Below are 18,750 nucleotides of genomic sequence, written 5' to 3' on the forward strand. Positions count from 1 at the left end.
CGCATTCATCAACAGCATTAGAAGGAGAACATCGTGCTAAACACTGAAAACCTTTCTGCACTGACCACCGCCGGCGGCAATGTCATCGGTTCCGACGGAACCAAAATCGGATCCATCGGGCAGATCTACGTTGATGACCAGACCTCAGATCCCACGTGGGTCACGGTCAAGACCGGGCTCTTCGGAACCCATGAGTCCTTCGCCCCGCTGGGCTCCGCTTCGCAGGACGGCAACGACATCGTCGTCGCCCACACCAAGGACAAGGTCAAGGACGCGCCCCGTGTCGCCCCTGACGGGCATCTGGAACCCGCCGAGGAAGACGAGCTCTACACCTACTATGGTCTCTCCAACGGATTTAGCCGTGAGGGTGACGCGAACACCGCTGAGGCCGCAGCCGTAGGCCGCGGCACGGTGGGTCACGACACTTCAGGACCCACCACGGACGAGGCGATGACCCGGTCTGAGGAGCAACTGCACGTCGGCACCCGGAAGGAAGAGGCTGGCCGTGTGCGGCTGCGCAAGTACGTGGTCACCGAGAACGTCACCACCACCGTCCCGGTCCAGCGCGAAGAGGTCCGCCTGGAACGCGAGCCCATCACCGACGCCAACAGGGGCGCCGCTCTGGACGGCCCTGCCATCAGCGAAGAAGAACACGAGGTCATCCTCCATGAGGAACGCCCCGTGGTGGAAAAGGAAGCCGTCCCCGTCGAACGCGTCCGCCTGGACAAGGAAACGGTGACCGACGAGCACACCGTGACCGAAGAGGTCCGCAAGGAAAACATCGACCTCGACGACGACGGCCGCACCAACCGCTAACAGCCGGCACCCATCCGGAGAACATCCGGGACCGTCGATGAGACCGCCATGGTCCGCTTTCCGTTGGGGGGCGGGCCATGGTCTTTTCCAGGGTCCTCCGCGCCACTTCGTGTGTGAAAATGGGGCGGGTTGAGCAAGCAACCCGCGGACCTATGCCGAGGAGCTCAGTGGCTTACGTTATCCGGAAGAACGGTGGTGTCCGAGCAGCTAAGTGGATGCACACGGGGGATCTTCACGTCCTTGGCGGGTTGCGATGACGCGCAGGATGGGTGTTGAGGAGGAGTTCCTGATTGTCGACGGCGAGAGCGGGAAGCCCCTGCCGCTGGGCGAAGTCCTGGAACAGCTCACCGACTTTCCCCGCCTAACCAGCGAAATGAAACAGGAACAGATCGAAACCTGTACCCTGCCGCGGGTTACCCTCGCCGAAATCGCCGATGACATTACCGCCGGGCGGAAGAGCGCCGACTCTGCGGCCAGGCGGGCAGGAGCGCGGGCGGTTGCGTTGGCAACTTCGGCGCTGCCGGTCGAGTCCACCATCGCCCCGGGTGAACGATGTGCCCAGCTGATGGAAAGGTTCGGGCTTACCGCTGTTGAACAGCTAACACGAGGCTGCCACGTGCACGTGGAGATCGAGTCCGAAGAAGAAGGCGTCGCCATCTTGGACCGTATCCGGATTTGGCTGCCCGTCCTGCTGGCCATCAGTGCCAACTCACCGTATTGGAACGGGGTGGACTCAAGCTATGCGAGTTACCGCTGGCAGGCTTGGAGCCGCTGGCCCACCACCGGAGCGGCTGGCATTTACGGCTCCGCTGCTGCGTACCACCGTGAAATCGGGCAGATCCTCAGCTCCGGCGTGCCCTTGGACAAAGCCAACCTGTACTTGGACGCACGACTCAGCCACAAGCACCCGACCGTAGAGGTCCGGGTCGCCGACGTGTGCCTGTTTGCTGACGACACCGTCCTGCTGGCGGCCCTGGTCCGCGGGTTGGCGGAAACCGCGGCACGGCAGTGGCGCGACGGCGTCAGTCCATTCCCCACTTCGGCTACCCAACTGCAACTCGCGTCCTGGCAGGCCAGCCGTTACGGACTGCAGGGTGAGCTGGCCGACCCGATAACAGGAAAGCCCCGGGTCGCCTTTGAGGTGGTCACGGCGCTGCTGGACCACCTCCGGCCGGTGCTCGAGGAACAGGGAGAGTTCAACACCGTCGAGTTCCTGCTGTTCCAAGTCCTGAGCCGGGGGACCGGTGCGGCCGTGCAGCGGGACTCCTACGGGCGTGGCGCCAGCACACGCGATGTGGTCGTCGATGCCGTTCACTTCACCTGCCTTCCGGTGACCCCACTGCGCGCGGCAATAAACATCAGCAGGTTGACCCTCTGACTCGTCTGAGGACGAGACTCAGCAATAGCAGCCGACTCGTGACTGCTACTCCTGTTTCCTCGTCCGGCACCGGTCGCAGGTAGCGCACCGATCAGGGGATGAGGTTCTCCGCACGGTAGCGGTTAAAGAGTGTGGTGAAGGAATCCAGTGTCCGGCGATAGCCGGTGAACCCGGCGTCCCGGCTTTTGCCCATGTCTGTCACTACCTCGATGTTGCGGCCCAGGTCGCCGTCGGTGTGCCACCAGGAAGCGACGCGGTCCAGGTCCGGCTCGCTGAGGTCATGGCGCCGGGCAAGTTCCCTCCACTGGTTTTCCCGCCCTGCCATGGACTGCTCGAGAGGCCGGGGCTCACCCTGGTACCCCTCCCATTCCACGCCGAAGTAGGCTGCGAGTTTCGGCCACATCCATCGCCAGCGGAACACATCGCCGTTGACGATGTTGAAGGCCTCGTTCGCGGCTTGAGGCGTCGTGGATGCCCAGAGCATGTGCTCTGCGAGCAGACCTGCGTCCGTCATGTCAGTCAGGCCGTTCCACTGCATTTCGGACCCGGGAAAGACGAACGGCTCCCCGCTCTCCCTGCAAAGGGTGGCCTGGGCGGCGAGCGTAAGTCCCATGTTCATGGCGTTGCCCACCGCATGCCCGATGACCGTGTGCGCGCGGTGCACTGACCAGGTGAACCCCTGCTCGGCCGATGCGGCCCAGAGCTCATCCTCCTGCGCGTAGTAAAAGTTCGCCACCGGCAGGCGGGGCTCCTCCTCGTGGAAAGGCGTGTCGGCCATTTCTCCTGCCGCGTAGGCCTCAAAGGGTCCGAGGTAATGCTTTAGGCCGGTCATCAGGGCAACGTGGGCCACGTCTTTGCCGCGGAGTGCGGCGAGCAGGTCACGCATCATGCCGGCGTTGACCCTGATGTTCTCCTCCTCGGTGGCACGGCGCGACCATGCTGTGAAAAAAACGTGCGACGGATTCTCCGGCTCAAGCACATTGGCCAAGGCTGCGGCCGAGGTCAGATCCGCCGAAAGCCACCGAACCCCGGCGCGCTCCGCTCCGGGCCGGCGGGACAAGGCAAGAACGTCCCAGCCCTCGCCCGTCAAAATGTCCACCAACGCGGATCCCGCGATGCCGGTGGCTCCTACCACCAAAGCTGTACGCCGAGCACCTGATGTTGATTCTGTACCGGTAATCATGGTCCTCCTCATATGTGCTGCTCCTGCCACTTGGGACAAGCCCGGGCCCTGAGAAGATATTCCTGCACGTGCCAAGACGCTCGGAGGCGTCGGGTTAGAAACTCATCTTCCGTTCTGATCGGTACCGGCCGGTACTGCGGGAGGTAGTTGGCGCAGGTTTGCGAGGATCTGATCGGTGAGTGCTTCGATGCCGCCTTCGGATGTCACTGTCATTCCGGCTTCGGCTGTTTCCAGGGCTTCGAGTGTCTCCAGCTGTGAGGTGAGGAGGGATTGAGGCATGAAGTGTCCTGGGCGCTGGACCATCCGCTCCTTCAGTACCGAAGGGTCGACCTTTAAGAGGATGAACCTGGTGGAAGGAGCGGCTGCGCGGATAGCGTCACGGTAGGCGCGTTTGAGGGCCGAACAGGCAACCACGATCCCCTGGGGGTGTTCGGCCGCGAGTTCTTCGCCGACCAGGCGAAGCCATGGCCATCTGTCTTCATCGGTGAGCGGTATGCCAGCTGTCATTTTTTCGACGTTCGGCAAGGGGTGCAGGTCGTCAGCGTCCTTGAAGGTTGCTCCGAGCCGGGCCGCGAGGGCAGCGCCGACCACCGTCTTGCCTGCACCACACACGCCCATGACGACAAGAGGGCTGTGCACTACAGCGCTCCCTGTTGTGCTGTTCCTGCGGGGATCGGAACCATCCGGGTCACTACGACAGGCTTTTCCAGCAGGCCTTCGAGGGAGGCGTTCAGGCGTTTGACCGGTTCACCTTCGCCATGGGCGTCCAGCAGCGCAGCTGATTCCCATTTCTCAATCATGAGGATCTGGTTGTTGGGGGCTTCATGGATCGCGTAGAGCAGGCAGCCGGGTTCCTGGTGGACTTCGCTGATTGCGGGGGAGAGGGCGGCGACGACCTGGTCGAAGGCGCCTTCCTTCGGGCTAAAAGCTGCAGTGACGACGATGGTCATGCTGGGGTTCTCCTCGCTTTAAGGGTGCCCTTGAGGGGCGTGGGAGGGTCCTTGGGGGCGCGGCGCGGACCGACGGGTAGAGTCCGTCGGTCCGCGCCGAACATCCGCAGGGTGTTCGTCAGACTTAGCTGAGAGCGGCGAGGTTTCCAGGGGCCGAACTTTCAGTGGATGCTAGGTTCAGCCCATTGTGGAATCCCCGCTTGCCAGCTACTTCGACACTGCCTCAAGGGCAAGGGCTTCGGTTTCCCGGCGCAGTTCGAGGGCCTGGGCCAGGGAGTCGTCCATGATGACGTCATCCCAGCGGACGATCCCGCCCTTGGCGACGTCATTGCGCAGTTCCACGTGGTGGGCCAGTGCGACCGGCAGTGCACCGGTAGTTACGGAGTGCTTCGCCGAAACGAGCTGGCCCCAGACGGTGTATCCGCCTTCGCCGTCGAGGAATTCGCCGGCTTTGAGGTCTTTCTTGGCGGTGGCAACGACGTCGCCGAAGAACCCGATGGGTGAACCCGTGGAAATTCCGCGGAGCACGGCGTTGGCGATGGATACATTCAGTTCCAGGCCGACGTAGTGGTAGGGGCGGTACAGGGCGGCGTACTGGCCGGTGGGGTCCGGGTGCCAGGGGTATTCGTTGAAGCAGCCGGAGACGTACGCGTTCGTGGCCTTCACGACGACGAAGACGCCTTCCTGGGTGTTGTGGGGGATCCAGGTGCCGTCGCGGTTGACGCTGGACATGACGTCGACGGTCCCTTCGTGTGCGAGGGCTCCTCCGACATCGGCGGGGCGGCAGATTGAGGCAATTTCCTCAACGTCTCCGGGCGTGAACGTCAGCCCGGTGTCGGAGGGGACCAGTCCTGCGCCGTTGGCGACGGCGGCCATTTCGATGGCGGCCTTGGTGCCGTCGCGGAAGGAGGTGTGCATGTTCGGGTTCAGCTGCCCGGAGTCGGTGAGTTCCTTGGAGAATTCCCAGTTTTCCCAGACGTTGTCGGGGTTCATCTCGTGGTAGTGCTCGAGGAATTTGGCACCCTTGCCGGCGCAGACGACGTCGAAGCCGCTGGTGCGGGCCCAGTCGACGAGTTCCATGATGAGGGCCGGCTGGTCGCCGTATGCCATTGAGTAGACAACGCCGGCTGCTTCTGCCCGCTTGGCAAGAGCGGGCCCTGCCAAGGCGTCGGCTTCAACCGTGACCATGATGATGTGCTTTTTCGTTTCGATGGCGCGCAGTGCGTGCTTGACGCCAACGATGGGGTTGCCGGTGGCTTCCACGATGATGTCGATGTCGACGTCGAAAAGCTCGTCGGCGTTGGCCACGATCGCGGTTGAGCGGTCCCTCAGGGCGGTTGCGATGTCGGGGGCGATCTGGTCTTTGGGCCATCCAACGAGTTCGAAAGCACCTTCAGCGCGTTTGACGTTGATGTCTGCGATGGCGACGACGTGGATGCCCGGGATGTTGTTTGCCTGGGCCAGGTACATCGTCCCGTAGCGTCCGGCGCCGATCAGGCCGACCCGGATGGGCTTTCCGTCGGCCTCGCGCTGGGTCAGGAGATGGTGCAGATTCATGAGTTGCCTTTCAAGGGATACGGCGCTGTTCCGGAAGGGATGCGGGCTGGTCTGGGATCAACCGCAGATTGTGGGGCTCTACTTATCACCGTGCGGCTCGCCGCCATTGGTAGTGGGGCTCTGCAGTCCAAGCGGGATCGAACTAAGGTAAAATAAGTGGAACCGGTACACTTTTATGTCACAGGCGTAGGCCTGAGGTCAAGCCCTAGGCTAAAAAAGGTTCCCGGATGTCCAGGAAGTGCCAGACAAAGGAGTAGGCGTGCAGAAACAACCGACCATCCGCGATGTTGCCCAGGCGGCCGGGGTGTCCGTTGCAGTTGTCTCGCGGGTGCTGAATCCGGGCTCAGGTCCAGTCGCTGCAGCTACCCGCGCCAGGGTCAACGGCGTGATGAAGGACTTGGGCTACCATCCCCGCACGGCGGCCAGGGAGCTAAAGTATGGCCCGCCTACCACGCTGGGGCTGCTCCTCGCCGACGTCTCCAACCCATTTTTCGCCCGACTGGCCGACCAGGTGGTGCAGGAGGCGCACGCCCGCGGAATCCAGGTGCTGCTGATGACCACGCAGGAGGATGACCAGCTGGAATCAGAGCGTCTGGCGACACTGATCGAACGCAGGGTCAGCGGGATTATCGCGACCCCGACCGGCAACAACCTGGCAATCTGGAAGCAGCTTCAGGACCTTGGGACTGATGTGGTGTTTGTCGATAGATCAATACCTTCGCTCCCTGAAGTAGACGTGGTGAGCATCGACAACTTCGAATCCGCCCGGGCTGCTACGGCACTGCTCGCCGCGCACGGTCACCGCCGAATCGGGATTATCTCCGGGCCGGCTGCCTCCACCACCGGAAGGGACCGGATCGCCGGCTATCGGCAAGCCCTGGAAACAGCCGGCCTGGAGCAGGATGAGCTCCTCATCCGGCACGCCGCGTTCCGCGGGCCGGCGGGAGGAGATGCTGCGTCGGCGCTCCTCGGCATCGAGGAGCCGCCCACCGCATTGGTGGTGGCAAACACCGCCCAGGTAACCGAAGTTCTGCGGCGCCTATCCCACGCCGGAATCGACATTCCCCGCACCCTATCCGTCATCGTTTTCGAAGACTCACCCTGGACCGAACTCATGACCCCGGCCCTGACAATCGTCAGGCAGCCCATAGATCTGCTCGCCCGGCACTCCGTGCAACTCGCTTTGTCCAACACGCAGGGCAAGGCGTCGGGAAAACCCAACGTCATACGCGTAGCCGCCGAACTGGTCGAACGGTCCAGCGTTGCCCGGCTGCAATTCTCGAAGTAATTCCAGGCTGTCATCTGCTCCTGCGGTTTACACCCGCGCCAGCCCGTGGTACAAAAGTGTACCGGTTCCACTTCGGAAGGTGATCTTCCATCCTGTTCTGTAGGCGTGTACCTGCACGCACAAGAAAGCAGCGAGAGCAGCCGTTCTCGCCCATACCGCACAGCCCAGGACGCCTTAACCACCGCCATCAAAGCATCAGTACCCCTGTCCGTACAGGCCAGGGACCAGCAAGTATTCAAAGGAGAATCAGATGCCAAAGCGCATCCTGGCCGCCGCAGCTGTGGCCGTTGCACTCACCGTCAGTACTGTCCTCAGCGGTTGCGGCGGGGGCGGGGCCGGTGGTGCCGGCGCCAGCACCACCGTGCGCCTCGGCCTCGGTGACCCGGCAACCTCTTCCATGGGCGTCTCCGCAAAGCACTTCGCCGACAAGGTTGCCGAGCTGAGCGACGGCAAGGTCAAGGTCGAGACGTTCCCCGATGGCACCCTTTTTGGCGGGGACCAGAACGCCGCCGTCAACCTGCTTGGAAATGGCACGCTGGACTCGACCATCATGTCGACTTCCGTATACGCGTCCTTCGAGCCGAAGATGAATGCCGTCAGCCTTCCCTACCTTTTCAAGGACTCGGAGGAGGTCACCAAGTACTTTGAAGGCGAGCCAGGCAAGGAACTGCTGGGCTCACTGGACAAGCTGGGTATCAAGGGCGTGTCCATGCTGACCCGTACTCCCCGGCACACCACCAACTCGGTGCGCCCCATTACCCAGCCCGAGGACTTCAAGGACCTGAAGCTCCGGGTACCGCAGAATGACCTCTGGGTGAAGTTCTTTGGCTCAGTGGGCGCCAACCCGACGCCGATGGACTTCAAAGAGGTTTACACCGCCCTGCAGCTCGGCACTATCGACGGCCAGGAAAACCCCCTGGAAGTTCCCGTGAACAACAAGTTCTTCGAAGTCCAGGACTACCTCTCCCTGACCGGCCACATCTCGGACGGCCTCGTCCTTGGGTTCAGCAAGAAGAAGTGGGACTCGTTCGATGAGGATACCCGGAAGGTCCTGCAGGAAGCTGCAGACGACACCGCTGACTTCAAGACGAAGTACGACACCGACGAAGCCGCCAAAACCCTTGAGAAGCTGAAAGGCGAAGGCGTGAAGATCAACGAACTGACGCCTGAAGCCCGGGAAAAGTTCCAGGCGGCAGCGCAGAAGGTCTACCCCGAGCTTGAAGGCAAGGTGGGCAAGGAATTCGTACAGTCAAGCCTTGAATTCCTTGGACGGTAAGGTGACGGGTCCAGTGCAGGAGACGAGTGCAATGCATGATGAAGGAACCACCCCAACCCGTGGGGCCGAACACCAGACGGCCGAAGATGGCATCACGGTGGTTCCGGCAGGCGAAGTCCCGGAACCTCATGGTCTGATCTGGAAGGCCGTGGATGCTCTCCTCTTCGTCGGAATCTGCGCGATGCTGCTTAGCCTTGCGGCCCAGATGGTCAGCCGGCAGATGGGAGCCTCGCTGCCATGGACCGAGGAACTGACCCGTTTCCTGTTCATGGACACCACCTTCCTGGGGATGGCAGCCGGCTTCCGGGCCGCCGTGCACCCGCGCGTGAACTTCGCGGTGGCGTGGGGACCAGCCTGGCTTAAGCAAGTCAGCATGCATCTCTACGCCATCTGCGGGACCGTGTTCTTCAGTGTCCTGCTTTACAAGACGGTGGAACTGATGCTGCAGCAGTACGCCGCCGGAGAGTCCAGTCCTGCCCTGGGACTCAAAATGTTCCTGGTAACACTTCCCCTTGTAATTGGCGCGGCACTCGCAATCGTCGCCCATATCACCACCGTCTACTTCTCCCCCTATATGCGTAAGCGGATCCTCAAAGGAGAGATGATCGCATGAGCCTGACCCTGCTGGGCATTTTCCTCCTCCTGCTGCTGCTGGGCGTTCCGCTCTCAGTCTCACTCGGCATCGGCGTCATCGCCACGCTGCTGATCTTCGACATCCCCCTCGACCTGTTGCCGCAGTCAATGATGAGCTCCATGAACAGCTTCCTGCTGGTTGCCGTCCCCTTGTTCGTCCTGGCCGGCAACCTCATGGCCGGAGGGGGTATTTCAGACCGCATCTTCCGTGGCGCCGAAGTCATCTTCGGCCGCTTCCGTGGCGGCCTTGGCCAAGTGAACATCGCATCGAGCGCAATCTTCGGCGGCATCTCCGGTTCCTCGGTTGCCGACATTGTCAGCCTTGGCAAGATCGAGATCAAGGCCATGACTGACCATAAGTACCCGCGGCCCTATGCGGCCGCGATGACCATGGTCACCGCTACCCTGTCCTCACTGATACCGCCGAGCATCCTCATGATCATCGCCGCCTCGACCGCGAACGTGTCGGTAGGCGCGGCACTCGCGGGCGGATTTGGACCGTCCATTGTCCTGATCCTCGTCCTGATGCTTGTGAATTTCTTCCTGTCGGCACGCCACGGTTACGGCGAGGTCTCAAGGACGCCTTTCAAGAAGGGCCTGAGGATCGTCCTCGGGGGAATCCCGGCCATGGGCGGCCCGGTGATCATCCTGGTGGGCATGTTCAGCGGGCTCGTCACGCCCACGGAGGCTGCCGCCGTCGCCGTCTTCTACAGCCTGTTGGTGGGCATCTACGTCTACCGGGACATGAAGTGGCGCCAGATGCCCAAAATGATCGTGGACGCTGGCCTCACCACCGGCACCATCCTGCTCATCGCCATGATCGCCGGCGTCGCCTCTTACATCTTCACCATTGACGGACTGCCGGCAAAGGTCAGCAGCTGGCTGCTGAGCGTCAGCACCGACCCCACCATCGTCATGCTGCTGATCGGCCTGATCCTGATCATCATCGGAACGGTGATGGACAAAGTCGCCGCCATCCTGCTTTGCACACCGGTGCTCATGCCCGCGGCTGTGTCTTCCGGCGTGGATCCCATCCACTTCGTCGTCTTCCTCGTTGCTGCCCTTGCCGTTGGCCTGGTCACGCCGCCTGTCGGCGTCTGCCTGTTCGCGGCGTCCTATGTCAGCGGGCTGCCGATGGAGAAGATCGTGAAGGCCGCGGTGCCGCTCTACGTGGTCATGGTGGTTGCCATCGTCATGCTGGCCGTCTTCCCGCAGCTCATCCTGTGGCCGTCTGATCTCCTGACCAACCAGTAACGTCTGCCCTAATCTCTAAAGGATCCCAATGCCTGAACATGACCACCCAGCGCTTGCCCTGATGGGATTAGGGCCGATGGGGGAACCGATGGCGCGCCGCCTGCTGAAGGGCTACGGCGAGCTGACAGTCTGGAACCGGACTGCTTCGAAGGCCGAAGCCTTGGTGGGCCTCGGCGCCCGCGTTGCGACTTCACCTTTTGAGGCGGCCGCCGACATCGTCCTCACCGTGTTGCCGGACCTAAGCCACGTCGAATCGTTGCTTCCGGGAGAAGAGGGCCTGTTAGCCGGATGGACAGCCCGGGGCATTGCCCGGCCCATACTCGTCGTGCACGGGACCGTCTCGCCGGGGGCAGTGGCGGCCTTTGGCGAACGGATGCTTCGCGAACATGGCGTCCGGGTCCTGGACGCCCCTGTCAGTGGCGGCACCGTGGGTGCCGAAAACGGCACCCTGAGCATCATGGTGGGCGGGGACGAGGACGCACTTCGCTCGGTCGCCCCGGCGTTCGAGTTCATGGGCAGCACCATCCGGCACATGGGGTCCGGAGGTTCGGGCGCCCTCGCCAAGGCCTGCAACCAAATCGTGGTCGCCGGCACGGTCACGGCAGTTTCCGAAGCCATGCTTCTCGCGCGCGGCGGGGGACTCGATCCATCGGTGATGCTCGAACTGCTCCGGGGCGGGCTGGCCGACTCCGAGGTGCTGCGCCAAAAGGGGCACAGATGGATTGACGGCGACTTCACAGGGGGCGGCAGCGCCCAAAACCAGCTGAAGGACCTCAACTTCGTGCTGGGGGCGGCTGGAACGGCACAGCTGGAGCTACCCCTGAGCACGGTAATCAAGGATCTTTTCGAGGATATGGTGGCGCGGGGCGACGGCGGCCTTGACCACACAGGGATCTTCCTGACCCTTGCTCAACGCAACAGCGCTCTCACTGAGACCTGAGAATCCCCACGGAGGGCGCGAAAGCACTCTTTCTGCGGCCGCTCTCAAGCTGGCTAAACCAATACGTCCGCGGTTATCAGTAGAAGGTCATGCTGAATTTGGTAATGGGTTCGCAGGGACCCGTCCAGTTCTTTGAGCCAGGCGACGGAGGGGGAGCGAGTATCCAGGACTTCAGTTGCCTGCAGCAGTTGCTGCGCGGCGAAGGCTGCCCGGGGCAACACCAGCTCCTGGGGCTCGATGGTTTGGCCCGAGATGCGTTGGTAGCCCTGGAGGAAGGCCGTTAGGAGCTCGGGATGTTCCGGGGAACCTGGGCGTGGCCCCAGAAGGTCCCGTGCTGCTGAGGCCACATCCGCTGCCGCCGGCATAGCCCCGGATTCGTCCAGGTCGAAGCAGGCAGGCCATCCGTCAGTCCAGCGCAGGTTGTCGAGTTCAAAGTCGCCGTGACCGAGAACGAGCGGCGTGGCAGGGCTGGCCGTTAGTACTGTGCTCAGGGTCTTCGCAGCTTCCGCCAGTTCCGGATCTTCCAGTGCAGCAGGGGCAGCTGCCAAGGCGGCGAACGGATCCGGCGGCTTTGTCTGGGCTCGGATGGCCGGCTGGCCCGCGGCCTGGTGAAAGGCAGCCAGCGTTGCTCCCCAGGCGGCGGCAGCACCGCCGTCGAGCTCCTCAACATCCAGCTCGTCCCCGTCCACCTTGCCCAGGACCGAGGCGTACATGTCGCCGAGCGGCGTACCGATCCGCTCGACCATTGTGTTTATTCGGGAGGGGACAACCCGCGCAACAGAAGCACCAGCGGCTGCCAAACGGGCATGGAACCGCGCGCCTTCGGCAAGGCGGTACCCCGCGGGGTCCTCCGCGGGCGCGAACCGCGCGTACAGCACACCTCGGGAGTCAGCTCCTGGCGGGGCAACAAACACGTGGGCCGCGGACGAACGCCAGAAACGGAGAGCCCCTGCCGGCACGCCCCAGCACTCGCCCACAGCGTCGGCAACTGGGGAACGCCATTCTTGGTCCACCGTTTCCCTCAACGCGAAGATCTGGCTCAAAGGCAACATACCTACCATCTTGACGGACCTCACCGTCTGGACATTAGTCATTGAACAGTCACTTCGCGGCTGCAGAACCTCCAACCACGACAGAAGTCCCCCGTCCCAAATGGGACGGGGGACTTCTTCGAAGAGCCGTTCTCCGGCCCTTTTTCAGTGGATTCGACTACCTTGAACTGACGGGTACGGTGATGGATCCGCCCGCGGAGGACGTCACGTTGATGGTTGACGTCGCTGCTGCAAGCGAGTTACGGGCCCGGATCGTCCAGGTACCGTCAGCGGCGACCACCGCGGTGCCGATCCGCACACCGTTGGCGGTGGCCGTGATCGTGTTGCCGGTGGTGATGCTGGCGCTTCCACCAATCCGCCATTCCCGCTTGTCAGCGCGGAACTCGGCCGTGGCCGTGAGCTGGTCCGCGGGAGTCACGGTTGACGAAGCGCCGGTACCAAAGGTTGCCGGAGCGCTATCGCCTGCTGCGCTCTTAGCGACCAGCTTGAGGGTGTAGGTGGTGCCGTTGGTCAACCCGCTGAGCACGGCGGTACGCGCTGCCGCGTCCGTCTCCACCGTGACCGCTGTTCCTGCGGCCGGCGTGGCCGTCAGTACATAACCGGTAACCGGTGTATTGCCTGCGGCTGCACCCTGCCATTCGACAGTTGCGCTGCCATTGCCCGTGGTCACGCGAACGACGTTGGGAGCGGACGGTGCAGTCAGTTCCCCTGCCTTCACGGAGTAGATAACCGGTTCGGCTGCGGTGTTGCCGGCACTGCTCTTGGCCGTGACGACGAAGCTGTACTCTGTGCCAGGTGTCAGCCCTTCGAGCTTGGCTGAAGTGGCGCCGCTTCCTGCGTCAGCCGTTACGACTACCGCATCGCCCGACCGCGCCTCGACGGTGTACCCGGTGACAGCCGAGCCATTGGCGGCGGCCGCGGTCCACGTGACATCCGCTGAACCGAGCAGGGAACCGTCGTTCACCGCCACGTTGCCCGGGGCTGTGGGTGCGGAGGCCTCTGGAGGCAGCTCGGCAGACGTCGCGGTAACCGTGCCAGCGGTTGCAGGGGTACTTGCCTGTCCGTTCAGTGCCACGACCTTGACCGGGTACACCTGACCGTCCACCAAGCCGCGGATGGTTGCTTTTGTTTCTTCGGCTCCGACCTTGATGCTCACTTCCTGGCCCAGAACAGTGTCCTCGGCGATCACTTCGTAGCCGGTGATGGCCGGAGCGTCCGCGGGGACGGTGGCGGGTGCCCAGGTGGCGGTAATGCTGCCGTTGCCTGCCGCGCTGGCGAAGGCCTCAGTGGGTGAGTTGGGTGCTTGCCCGGAGGGCCCCGCGGGGCATCCGCCGAAGCCTGGGCCGTCGATCTCCTTGAACTCGGAGATGGTCAGGCCGAGCTGGGCTTCAACCCCCACCGGTTCTGCCTGCCAGCTCGCTACGGACGGGTCGCCGGCCATAGCAGCGTCCCGCTCGGCTTCAGAGAAGAAACCGTACGTCACGGTGAACTCGCCGTTCTCAGCGACGCCATCGACCCTGTAGCCGGCAGGTACCTCATCGTCGGGCCAGCCGATTGCACGCTCGCCGATGCCCATGTCCCTCATATCAGGGTTGACGATTTCCACCGCCATACGGGCGGTGTCAACGTCCGCGCCGTACGTGCCCTTGACCACAACCTGGCCCTCGATGTCGCCGGCGACGTCCGGAGTGGGCGTCCCGTCAACAGCGTCGACCGAGGTGATTATCGATGTGCCTGCAAGGGCTCCGTCGCCGCTGCCGTCCTCAAACTCGACCGTGACTTCGTCGCCTCCTGTGATGTTGGGTGTAACCACATCCCAGCAAACACCTCCCGGGTGATTGACCTCGAGGAAGCCTGTGGCGTCGACCACCCCGCGTGCGACGCCGATGAGGTTACCGCCGCGGGACACGCGGATGGTCGCGTCCTGTCCCGCCTGTGCAGCGTATCCCTCGATGGCGACCATGTCGCGCTTGGTGAAAATTTCGATGTTGCCGGGGCCGACCGGGGGATTCGCCGCCATTACAGCGGACGCACCGGCTCCCACAAGTGCCAGCGTGGTGGTTCCCGCGAGCAAGCCAGTGATGCGTCTGCGTGAGGACGAGTTACCTGGCGTACCGGGAGGAACGTGCCTTCGAAAGCTCATTACGAGTCCTTTCCTTATCGGAGCTCTCAGGCCCCGGAATAGCTCAACTGCAGGACGGATGATGCCTACGAGGAAAGGATCGGTGGAGGGGCTTGCGAATAGCTTGGCTTTTCACAGTGGTTGCGCCGCTCAACTGGGACGGTCATTTTGCAGCACCGCGCCGGCAACACGCTCCTGGGGGCACCGCGACGAAGCCCGTGGTGAGCAAAGGGCGTAGCGTCGCGAATTAGCCGGTAGTAAGCCTCGCAATCGAGGGTTTTTAGGCAGCGCCTTGCTCAGCTCGGTAAGACCGGCAAGATTCGATGAACGCGTCAAACACCGGTACACCGCTTGAACGAGTGGTATCAACCACTTTCAGGAACCCGAGTTGGAGAAACGCTGGAAACCCAGGTTGCAAAAACCTTGGCGAAAGCGTCGTTTCCGGGAAAAATCGCTTGTGCTCACCGAGGGTAGGGGCGGGCTGGGGGAGACCGTGTTCACTCCGGTTCTTCGACAGTCAGGCTGAGCCGGTCCACCCCGTGCATGGCGTCGGCCGCCCTGACGAGGGTCAAGTGTGAGAATGCCTGGGGAAAGTTGCCGGCCATCCGATCTTCATCGCTTGCGTACTCTTCGCTCAGCAGGCCGAGCTCGTTTGCGAGCCCCACGAGTTTGTCCATCAAGGTCTTTGCCTCGCCGTGCCGACCTGTGCGTGCGTATTGTTCCACCAGCCAGAATGAGCATGCGAGGAAAGGGTGTTCGCCCGGCTCCAAACCATCAACGCCGCTCTCTGTCCGGTAGCGGAGCAAAAGGCCGTCGCCGGTAAGGAGTTCCTGCTCCAACCGTGCGACCGTGCCGAGCATGTGTTCGTCGTTGTACGGAAGGAAACCGACCTGGGGCATCACCAGCAACGCCGCGTCTGTTTGAGTTCCACCGTAGGTTTGCGTGAATGAGCCGATGCTCCTGTTGAATCCCTCGCGCATGATCTCCTCACGCAACCGGTCACGAAGGTGCTCCCACTTCTCAACATCACCAGTCAGCCCGTGCAGCCGTACCGCCCGGACCGCGCTGTTGAAAGCGGCCCACATCATAACCCGGGAGTGGGTGAAGTATTGTGCTTCGCCGCGCATCTCCCAGAGCCCGAAGTCCCTGTCATCGATATGCTTTTCGACGAAGCCCAAGAGTGCCTGCTGAAGTGCCCAGGAGAAATGGTCTTCTTTTCCTCCGGCCATACGCAGTCTCTCCAGGGCCACCATCACTTCACCAACAACATCCGCTTGGAACTGCGATACGGCGGCGTTGCCAATGCGCACTGGCTTAGAGTCGGCGTAGCCAGGAAGGTGGGTAAGTTCGCGTTCCGGAAGTTCCCGCTCGCCCCCGACCCCGTACATGATCTGCATTTGCTCAGGGTCACCGGCGAGGGCGCGAAGGAGCCAGTTGCGCCACTGAAGGGCCTCTGTTTCGTAGCCGTGGGTCAGCATCGACTCCAATGTCAGGGCTGCGTCGCGCAACCAGCAGTACCGGTAGTCCCAATTCCGCGGTCCACCGAAGTCCTCCGGAAGGGACGTGGTGGGCGCTGCGACGATGCCCCCGGTTTCCATGTGCGTGAGGGCGCGAAGTACCAACAATGACCGCTTAACGGCGCCTCCATAGGCGCCGTCTTGCCTGCAGTGGCTTCCCCACCGGCTCCAATACTCGGTTGCTACTTCGAGGGCGGCGTCAACGTCCGTCGCGGCCGGCACGGGGCGGTGCGAAGGGAACCACGTTAATTCGAAATCCACCGTTTCGCCTTCGGAGATGAGGAACGTTCCTTCATGTCCGTGCGCATGGGCTTGTGGCAGATGGGGTCCTCTCAGTGCGAAAGCATCCGGACCTGCCATTGCCAACAGAACCATCGATGCCGTCGGCCCACTGTCGATAACACGGCTCATCCACGGCAGGACAGTGGAATATCCTGGCCGGATCCGGAGTTCCTGCCGCATTTCCATGCTGCCGGCCAAACCTGTGACACGGCGGACCAGGGAGGAACTGCTGTCTCCCAGGGGCATGAAATCCGTCACCAGGATGCGCCCGCCGGAGGTTTCCCACAACGTTTGCAGCACAAACGTGGATTCGACGTAATGCCGGTCGACAACGACTGCACCTGAATCGTTGGGGGCCAACAGCCAGTGACCGTGTTCGTCAGAACCTACAAGCCGGCTGAACACAGACGGTGAATCGAAGCGCGGGAAACAAAGCCAGTCCACGCTGCCTTCCCGGGAGATGAGAGGACCGGTCTGAAGATCCGAAAGTAACGCGTAATCCTCGATGAGTGCAGCCATGTCCACACTTTTTCACATTTCAGCATTGCCCCGCAGTACGAAGGTGAATCCAGCCGATCCCACCGCTGAAGCGGGCGCCACCGCGGCAAGCAGTGCACCGCCATTTGCCCTGGAACCACTGCCGTTCAGCTGTACTGCGGCAGGAGCCTGCCCGTCTGGGCCTTTGGCCCGGAGCCCGCGCGAATAATCAGAGGGTGGCTGCCTTGGCGAGGAGAACCGCTTTTTGTTGTTCGTTGGCCGTGAGTGCGGCTGCCTGCAACAGTTCGGTTTTGGCTTCCTCTGTTCTTCCGAGTCTGGTGAGCAGCTCTCCCCGGATGCTTGGCAGCAGGTGTGAGTGGCGGAGGGTGCCTCCGGCAACAAGGCGGTCCACGATCTTCAAGGCGGCTGCAGGGCCGGTGGCCATGGAAACTGCTACGGCGTGGTTCAGGTCGACAACGGGGCTGGGTGCCAGCCGTCCCAGGGCCTCGTAGAGCAGCACGATTTTGTTCCAGTCGGTTTCTTCGAAGCTGCGGGCGGTCGCGTGGCATTGCGCGATGGCCGCCTGAAGGCAGTAGTTGCCCCTTCCGCGGCCGAGCGCATCGGCACGTGCCAGTGATGCCAGGCCACGTCCTATTTGCGTCCTGTCCCAGCGTGACCTGTCCTGGTCAGCGAGCAGGATCGGGGCACCGTCGTGGCGGACGCGCGCGGCGAACCGGGATGCCTGGAACTCCATCAGCGCGACGAGGCCGTGAACTTCGGGCTCCTGAGGAAGCAAGCCGGCAAGCACACGCCCAAGGCGCAGCGCTTCGTTGGCGAGGTCGGTCCGGATCCACTGGTGACCTGCTGTGGCGGCATAACCTTCGGTGAAGATGAGGTACAGCACCGCCAGCACCGAGCCCAGCCGCGCGTTCCACTCGTTCGGCTCGGGGGTGTCAAAGGGCACACGGGCGGCCGACAGGGTCTTCTTTGCCCGTACGATGCGCTGCTGGACGGTGGCGACGGGAACCAGCAGCATCCGGGCAATCTCCCCGGTGGTCAGCCCGCCCACGGTGCGAAGGGTCAGGGCGACCTGCCCCTCACGGGAGAGCACCGGGTGGCAGGCGATGAAGACCAGCCTGAGCACATCATCGGGGATGGGCTGCCACTGGTCCTCGGTCATCTCCGTAAGGTCGTGCGCGATTGCACGGTAGCGTTCGTCGAGCCGGTCCCGGCGGCGCCAGTTATCTATTGCCTTGCGTTTTGCCACGGCCGTAAGCCAGGCGCCCGGGTTATCCGGGACGCCTGACCCGGGCCACTGCGTGAGGGCGTCGATCAGGGCTTCCTGGGCGAGATCTTCCGCGAGGCCGACGTCGCCGGTCATCCTGGCAAGCGTTGCGATGATCCGCGCGCTTTCGATCCGCCACACGGCGTCCAGCGTGCGCTGGATCGCCGGTGTGGAGGTGTTTAAGGGATCGTCGGCCATGCGGCTAGGGCTGGTTGAGTTCCTCACGCCAGCCGGCTTCCTTTTGGAGGAATTCGTTGTCCGAGAAGTCTTCAAAGTCGCTCATATCGGTGACGCGGCGGACTTCGAGCTTGTTGCCCGGGCCCAGCGGGCAGCGGCTGGCCCACTGCACAGCTTCTTCCTTGCTGGCGGTCTGGATGATCCAGAATCCATTGAACATTTCATGGGTCTCCCCGTAGGGGCCGTCGGTAACAATGGGGTTCTCGCCTGAGAAATCAACAACGAAGGCCTCGCTCATATCGTCGGCGAGCCCTTCACCGGCGAGCAGCACTCCCGCCTTCATGAGCGATTCGTTGTAGGCGCCCATGGCATTGATGATCTGTTCAATGTCCGCCGCTTCGTAGGCCTTTTTTGCCTCTTCGGTAGCGCGCATAATCAGCATGAACTTCACGGTTCTTCTCCTTCGTACTGAGAACGCCTGATGCGTCCTTCTACTATCGCGTCGAACGGGCCGGCATCAGATCGACAAGACAGGAAAAATTTTTTAGTCCGTCGGCTGCTCC

Annotated in this window: 16 protein-coding genes; 7 read left to right on the forward strand and 9 right to left on the reverse strand. The window is 62.7% G+C overall.

Annotation, left to right across the window (positions count from 1 at the left end):
• The first annotated feature begins 33 nt into the window (after nt 1-33).
• The gene (locus ACZ9BC_RS01845; protein WP_476244475.1) at nt 34-816 is read left to right on the forward strand and encodes a DUF2382 domain-containing protein; all 783 of its coding nucleotides are present in this window, start codon (nt 34-36) and stop codon (nt 814-816) included.
• A gap of 253 nt (nt 817-1,069) precedes the next feature.
• Complete coding sequence (locus ACZ9BC_RS01850) at nt 1,070-2,194, forward strand: glutamate--cysteine ligase (RefSeq protein WP_476244476.1); 1,125 nt, start codon at nt 1,070-1,072, stop codon at nt 2,192-2,194.
• A 91-nt stretch (nt 2,195-2,285) separates the two neighbouring features.
• On the opposite strand, the gene ACZ9BC_RS01855 is transcribed toward ACZ9BC_RS01850, so the two are convergent.
• The 4 genes from ACZ9BC_RS01855 to ACZ9BC_RS01870 form a co-directional block, all read right to left on the reverse strand.
• The gene (locus ACZ9BC_RS01855; protein ID WP_476244477.1) at nt 2,286-3,377 is read right to left on the reverse strand and encodes an SDR family oxidoreductase; all 1,092 of its coding nucleotides are present in this window, start codon (nt 3,375-3,377) and stop codon (nt 2,286-2,288) included.
• Between the two features lie 102 nt (nt 3,378-3,479).
• Nucleotides 3,480-4,016, reverse strand: coding sequence for a gluconokinase (locus ACZ9BC_RS01860; RefSeq protein WP_476244478.1), 537 nt, complete (start codon nt 4,014-4,016; stop codon nt 3,480-3,482).
• Nucleotides 4,016-4,327 carry a putative quinol monooxygenase gene (locus tag ACZ9BC_RS01865; protein WP_079598191.1) on the reverse strand — a complete coding sequence of 104 codons (312 nt, stop codon included), beginning with the start codon at nt 4,325-4,327 and terminating at the stop codon, nt 4,016-4,018. Before ACZ9BC_RS01865 ends, ACZ9BC_RS01860 begins: the two co-directional genes overlap by 1 nt.
• A gap of 207 nt (nt 4,328-4,534) precedes the next feature.
• A complete protein-coding gene (locus ACZ9BC_RS01870) occupies nt 4,535-5,884 on the reverse strand; it encodes an NAD(P)H-dependent oxidoreductase (protein ID WP_115524971.1) in 1,350 nt (449 codons plus the stop codon).
• A gap of 259 nt (nt 5,885-6,143) precedes the next feature.
• On the opposite strand from ACZ9BC_RS01870, the gene ACZ9BC_RS01875 reads away from it, so the two are divergent.
• The 5 genes from ACZ9BC_RS01875 to ACZ9BC_RS01895 all read left to right on the forward strand — a co-directional run bounded on the left by ACZ9BC_RS01875 (nt 6,144) and on the right by ACZ9BC_RS01895 (nt 11,275).
• A complete protein-coding gene (locus ACZ9BC_RS01875; RefSeq protein ID WP_275728360.1) occupies nt 6,144-7,172 on the forward strand; it encodes a LacI family DNA-binding transcriptional regulator in 1,029 nt (342 codons plus the stop codon).
• A gap of 250 nt (nt 7,173-7,422) precedes the next feature.
• The gene (locus tag ACZ9BC_RS01880; RefSeq protein WP_079598188.1) at nt 7,423-8,448 is read left to right on the forward strand and encodes a DctP family TRAP transporter solute-binding subunit; all 1,026 of its coding nucleotides are present in this window, start codon (nt 7,423-7,425) and stop codon (nt 8,446-8,448) included.
• Nucleotides 8,449-8,479: 31 nt separating this feature from the next.
• Complete coding sequence (locus ACZ9BC_RS01885) at nt 8,480-9,061, forward strand: TRAP transporter small permease (protein ID WP_476244479.1); 582 nt, start codon at nt 8,480-8,482, stop codon at nt 9,059-9,061.
• Nucleotides 9,058-10,335 carry a TRAP transporter large permease gene (locus ACZ9BC_RS01890; protein WP_079598186.1) on the forward strand — a complete coding sequence of 426 codons (1,278 nt, stop codon included), beginning with the start codon at nt 9,058-9,060 and terminating at the stop codon, nt 10,333-10,335. The genes ACZ9BC_RS01885 and ACZ9BC_RS01890 overlap by 4 nt, the downstream gene beginning before the upstream one ends.
• 28 nt (nt 10,336-10,363) lie before the next feature.
• Nucleotides 10,364-11,275 (forward strand): NAD(P)-dependent oxidoreductase, encoded by a 912-nt coding sequence (locus ACZ9BC_RS01895; RefSeq protein ID WP_476244480.1) that lies wholly within the window; start codon nt 10,364-10,366, stop codon nt 11,273-11,275.
• 53 nt (nt 11,276-11,328) lie between these two features.
• On the opposite strand, the gene ACZ9BC_RS01900 is transcribed toward ACZ9BC_RS01895, so the two are convergent.
• The 5 genes from ACZ9BC_RS01900 to ACZ9BC_RS01920 all read right to left on the reverse strand — a co-directional run bounded on the left by ACZ9BC_RS01900 (nt 11,329) and on the right by ACZ9BC_RS01920 (nt 18,638).
• Nucleotides 11,329-12,369 (reverse strand): phosphotransferase, encoded by a 1,041-nt coding sequence (locus ACZ9BC_RS01900; protein WP_476244481.1) that lies wholly within the window; start codon nt 12,367-12,369, stop codon nt 11,329-11,331.
• 115 nt (nt 12,370-12,484) lie between these two features.
• A complete protein-coding gene (locus tag ACZ9BC_RS01905; RefSeq protein ID WP_476244482.1) occupies nt 12,485-14,470 on the reverse strand; it encodes a fibronectin type III domain-containing protein in 1,986 nt (661 codons plus the stop codon).
• Nucleotides 14,471-14,946: 476 nt separating this feature from the next.
• Nucleotides 14,947-16,767 (reverse strand): glycoside hydrolase family 15 protein, encoded by a 1,821-nt coding sequence (locus ACZ9BC_RS01910; RefSeq protein ID WP_476244483.1) that lies wholly within the window; start codon nt 16,765-16,767, stop codon nt 14,947-14,949.
• Nucleotides 16,768-16,954: 187 nt separating this feature from the next.
• Nucleotides 16,955-18,208: an RNA polymerase sigma factor gene (locus ACZ9BC_RS01915; RefSeq protein ID WP_476244827.1), complete on the reverse strand. Its 1,254-nt coding sequence runs from the start codon at nt 18,206-18,208 to the stop codon at nt 16,955-16,957.
• 4 nt (nt 18,209-18,212) lie between these two features.
• The gene (locus tag ACZ9BC_RS01920; protein ID WP_079596999.1) at nt 18,213-18,638 is read right to left on the reverse strand and encodes a YciI family protein; all 426 of its coding nucleotides are present in this window, start codon (nt 18,636-18,638) and stop codon (nt 18,213-18,215) included.
• Nucleotides 18,639-18,750: the final 112 nt, after the last annotated feature.

Source organism: Pseudarthrobacter sp. TE3704, assembly GCF_056279405.1.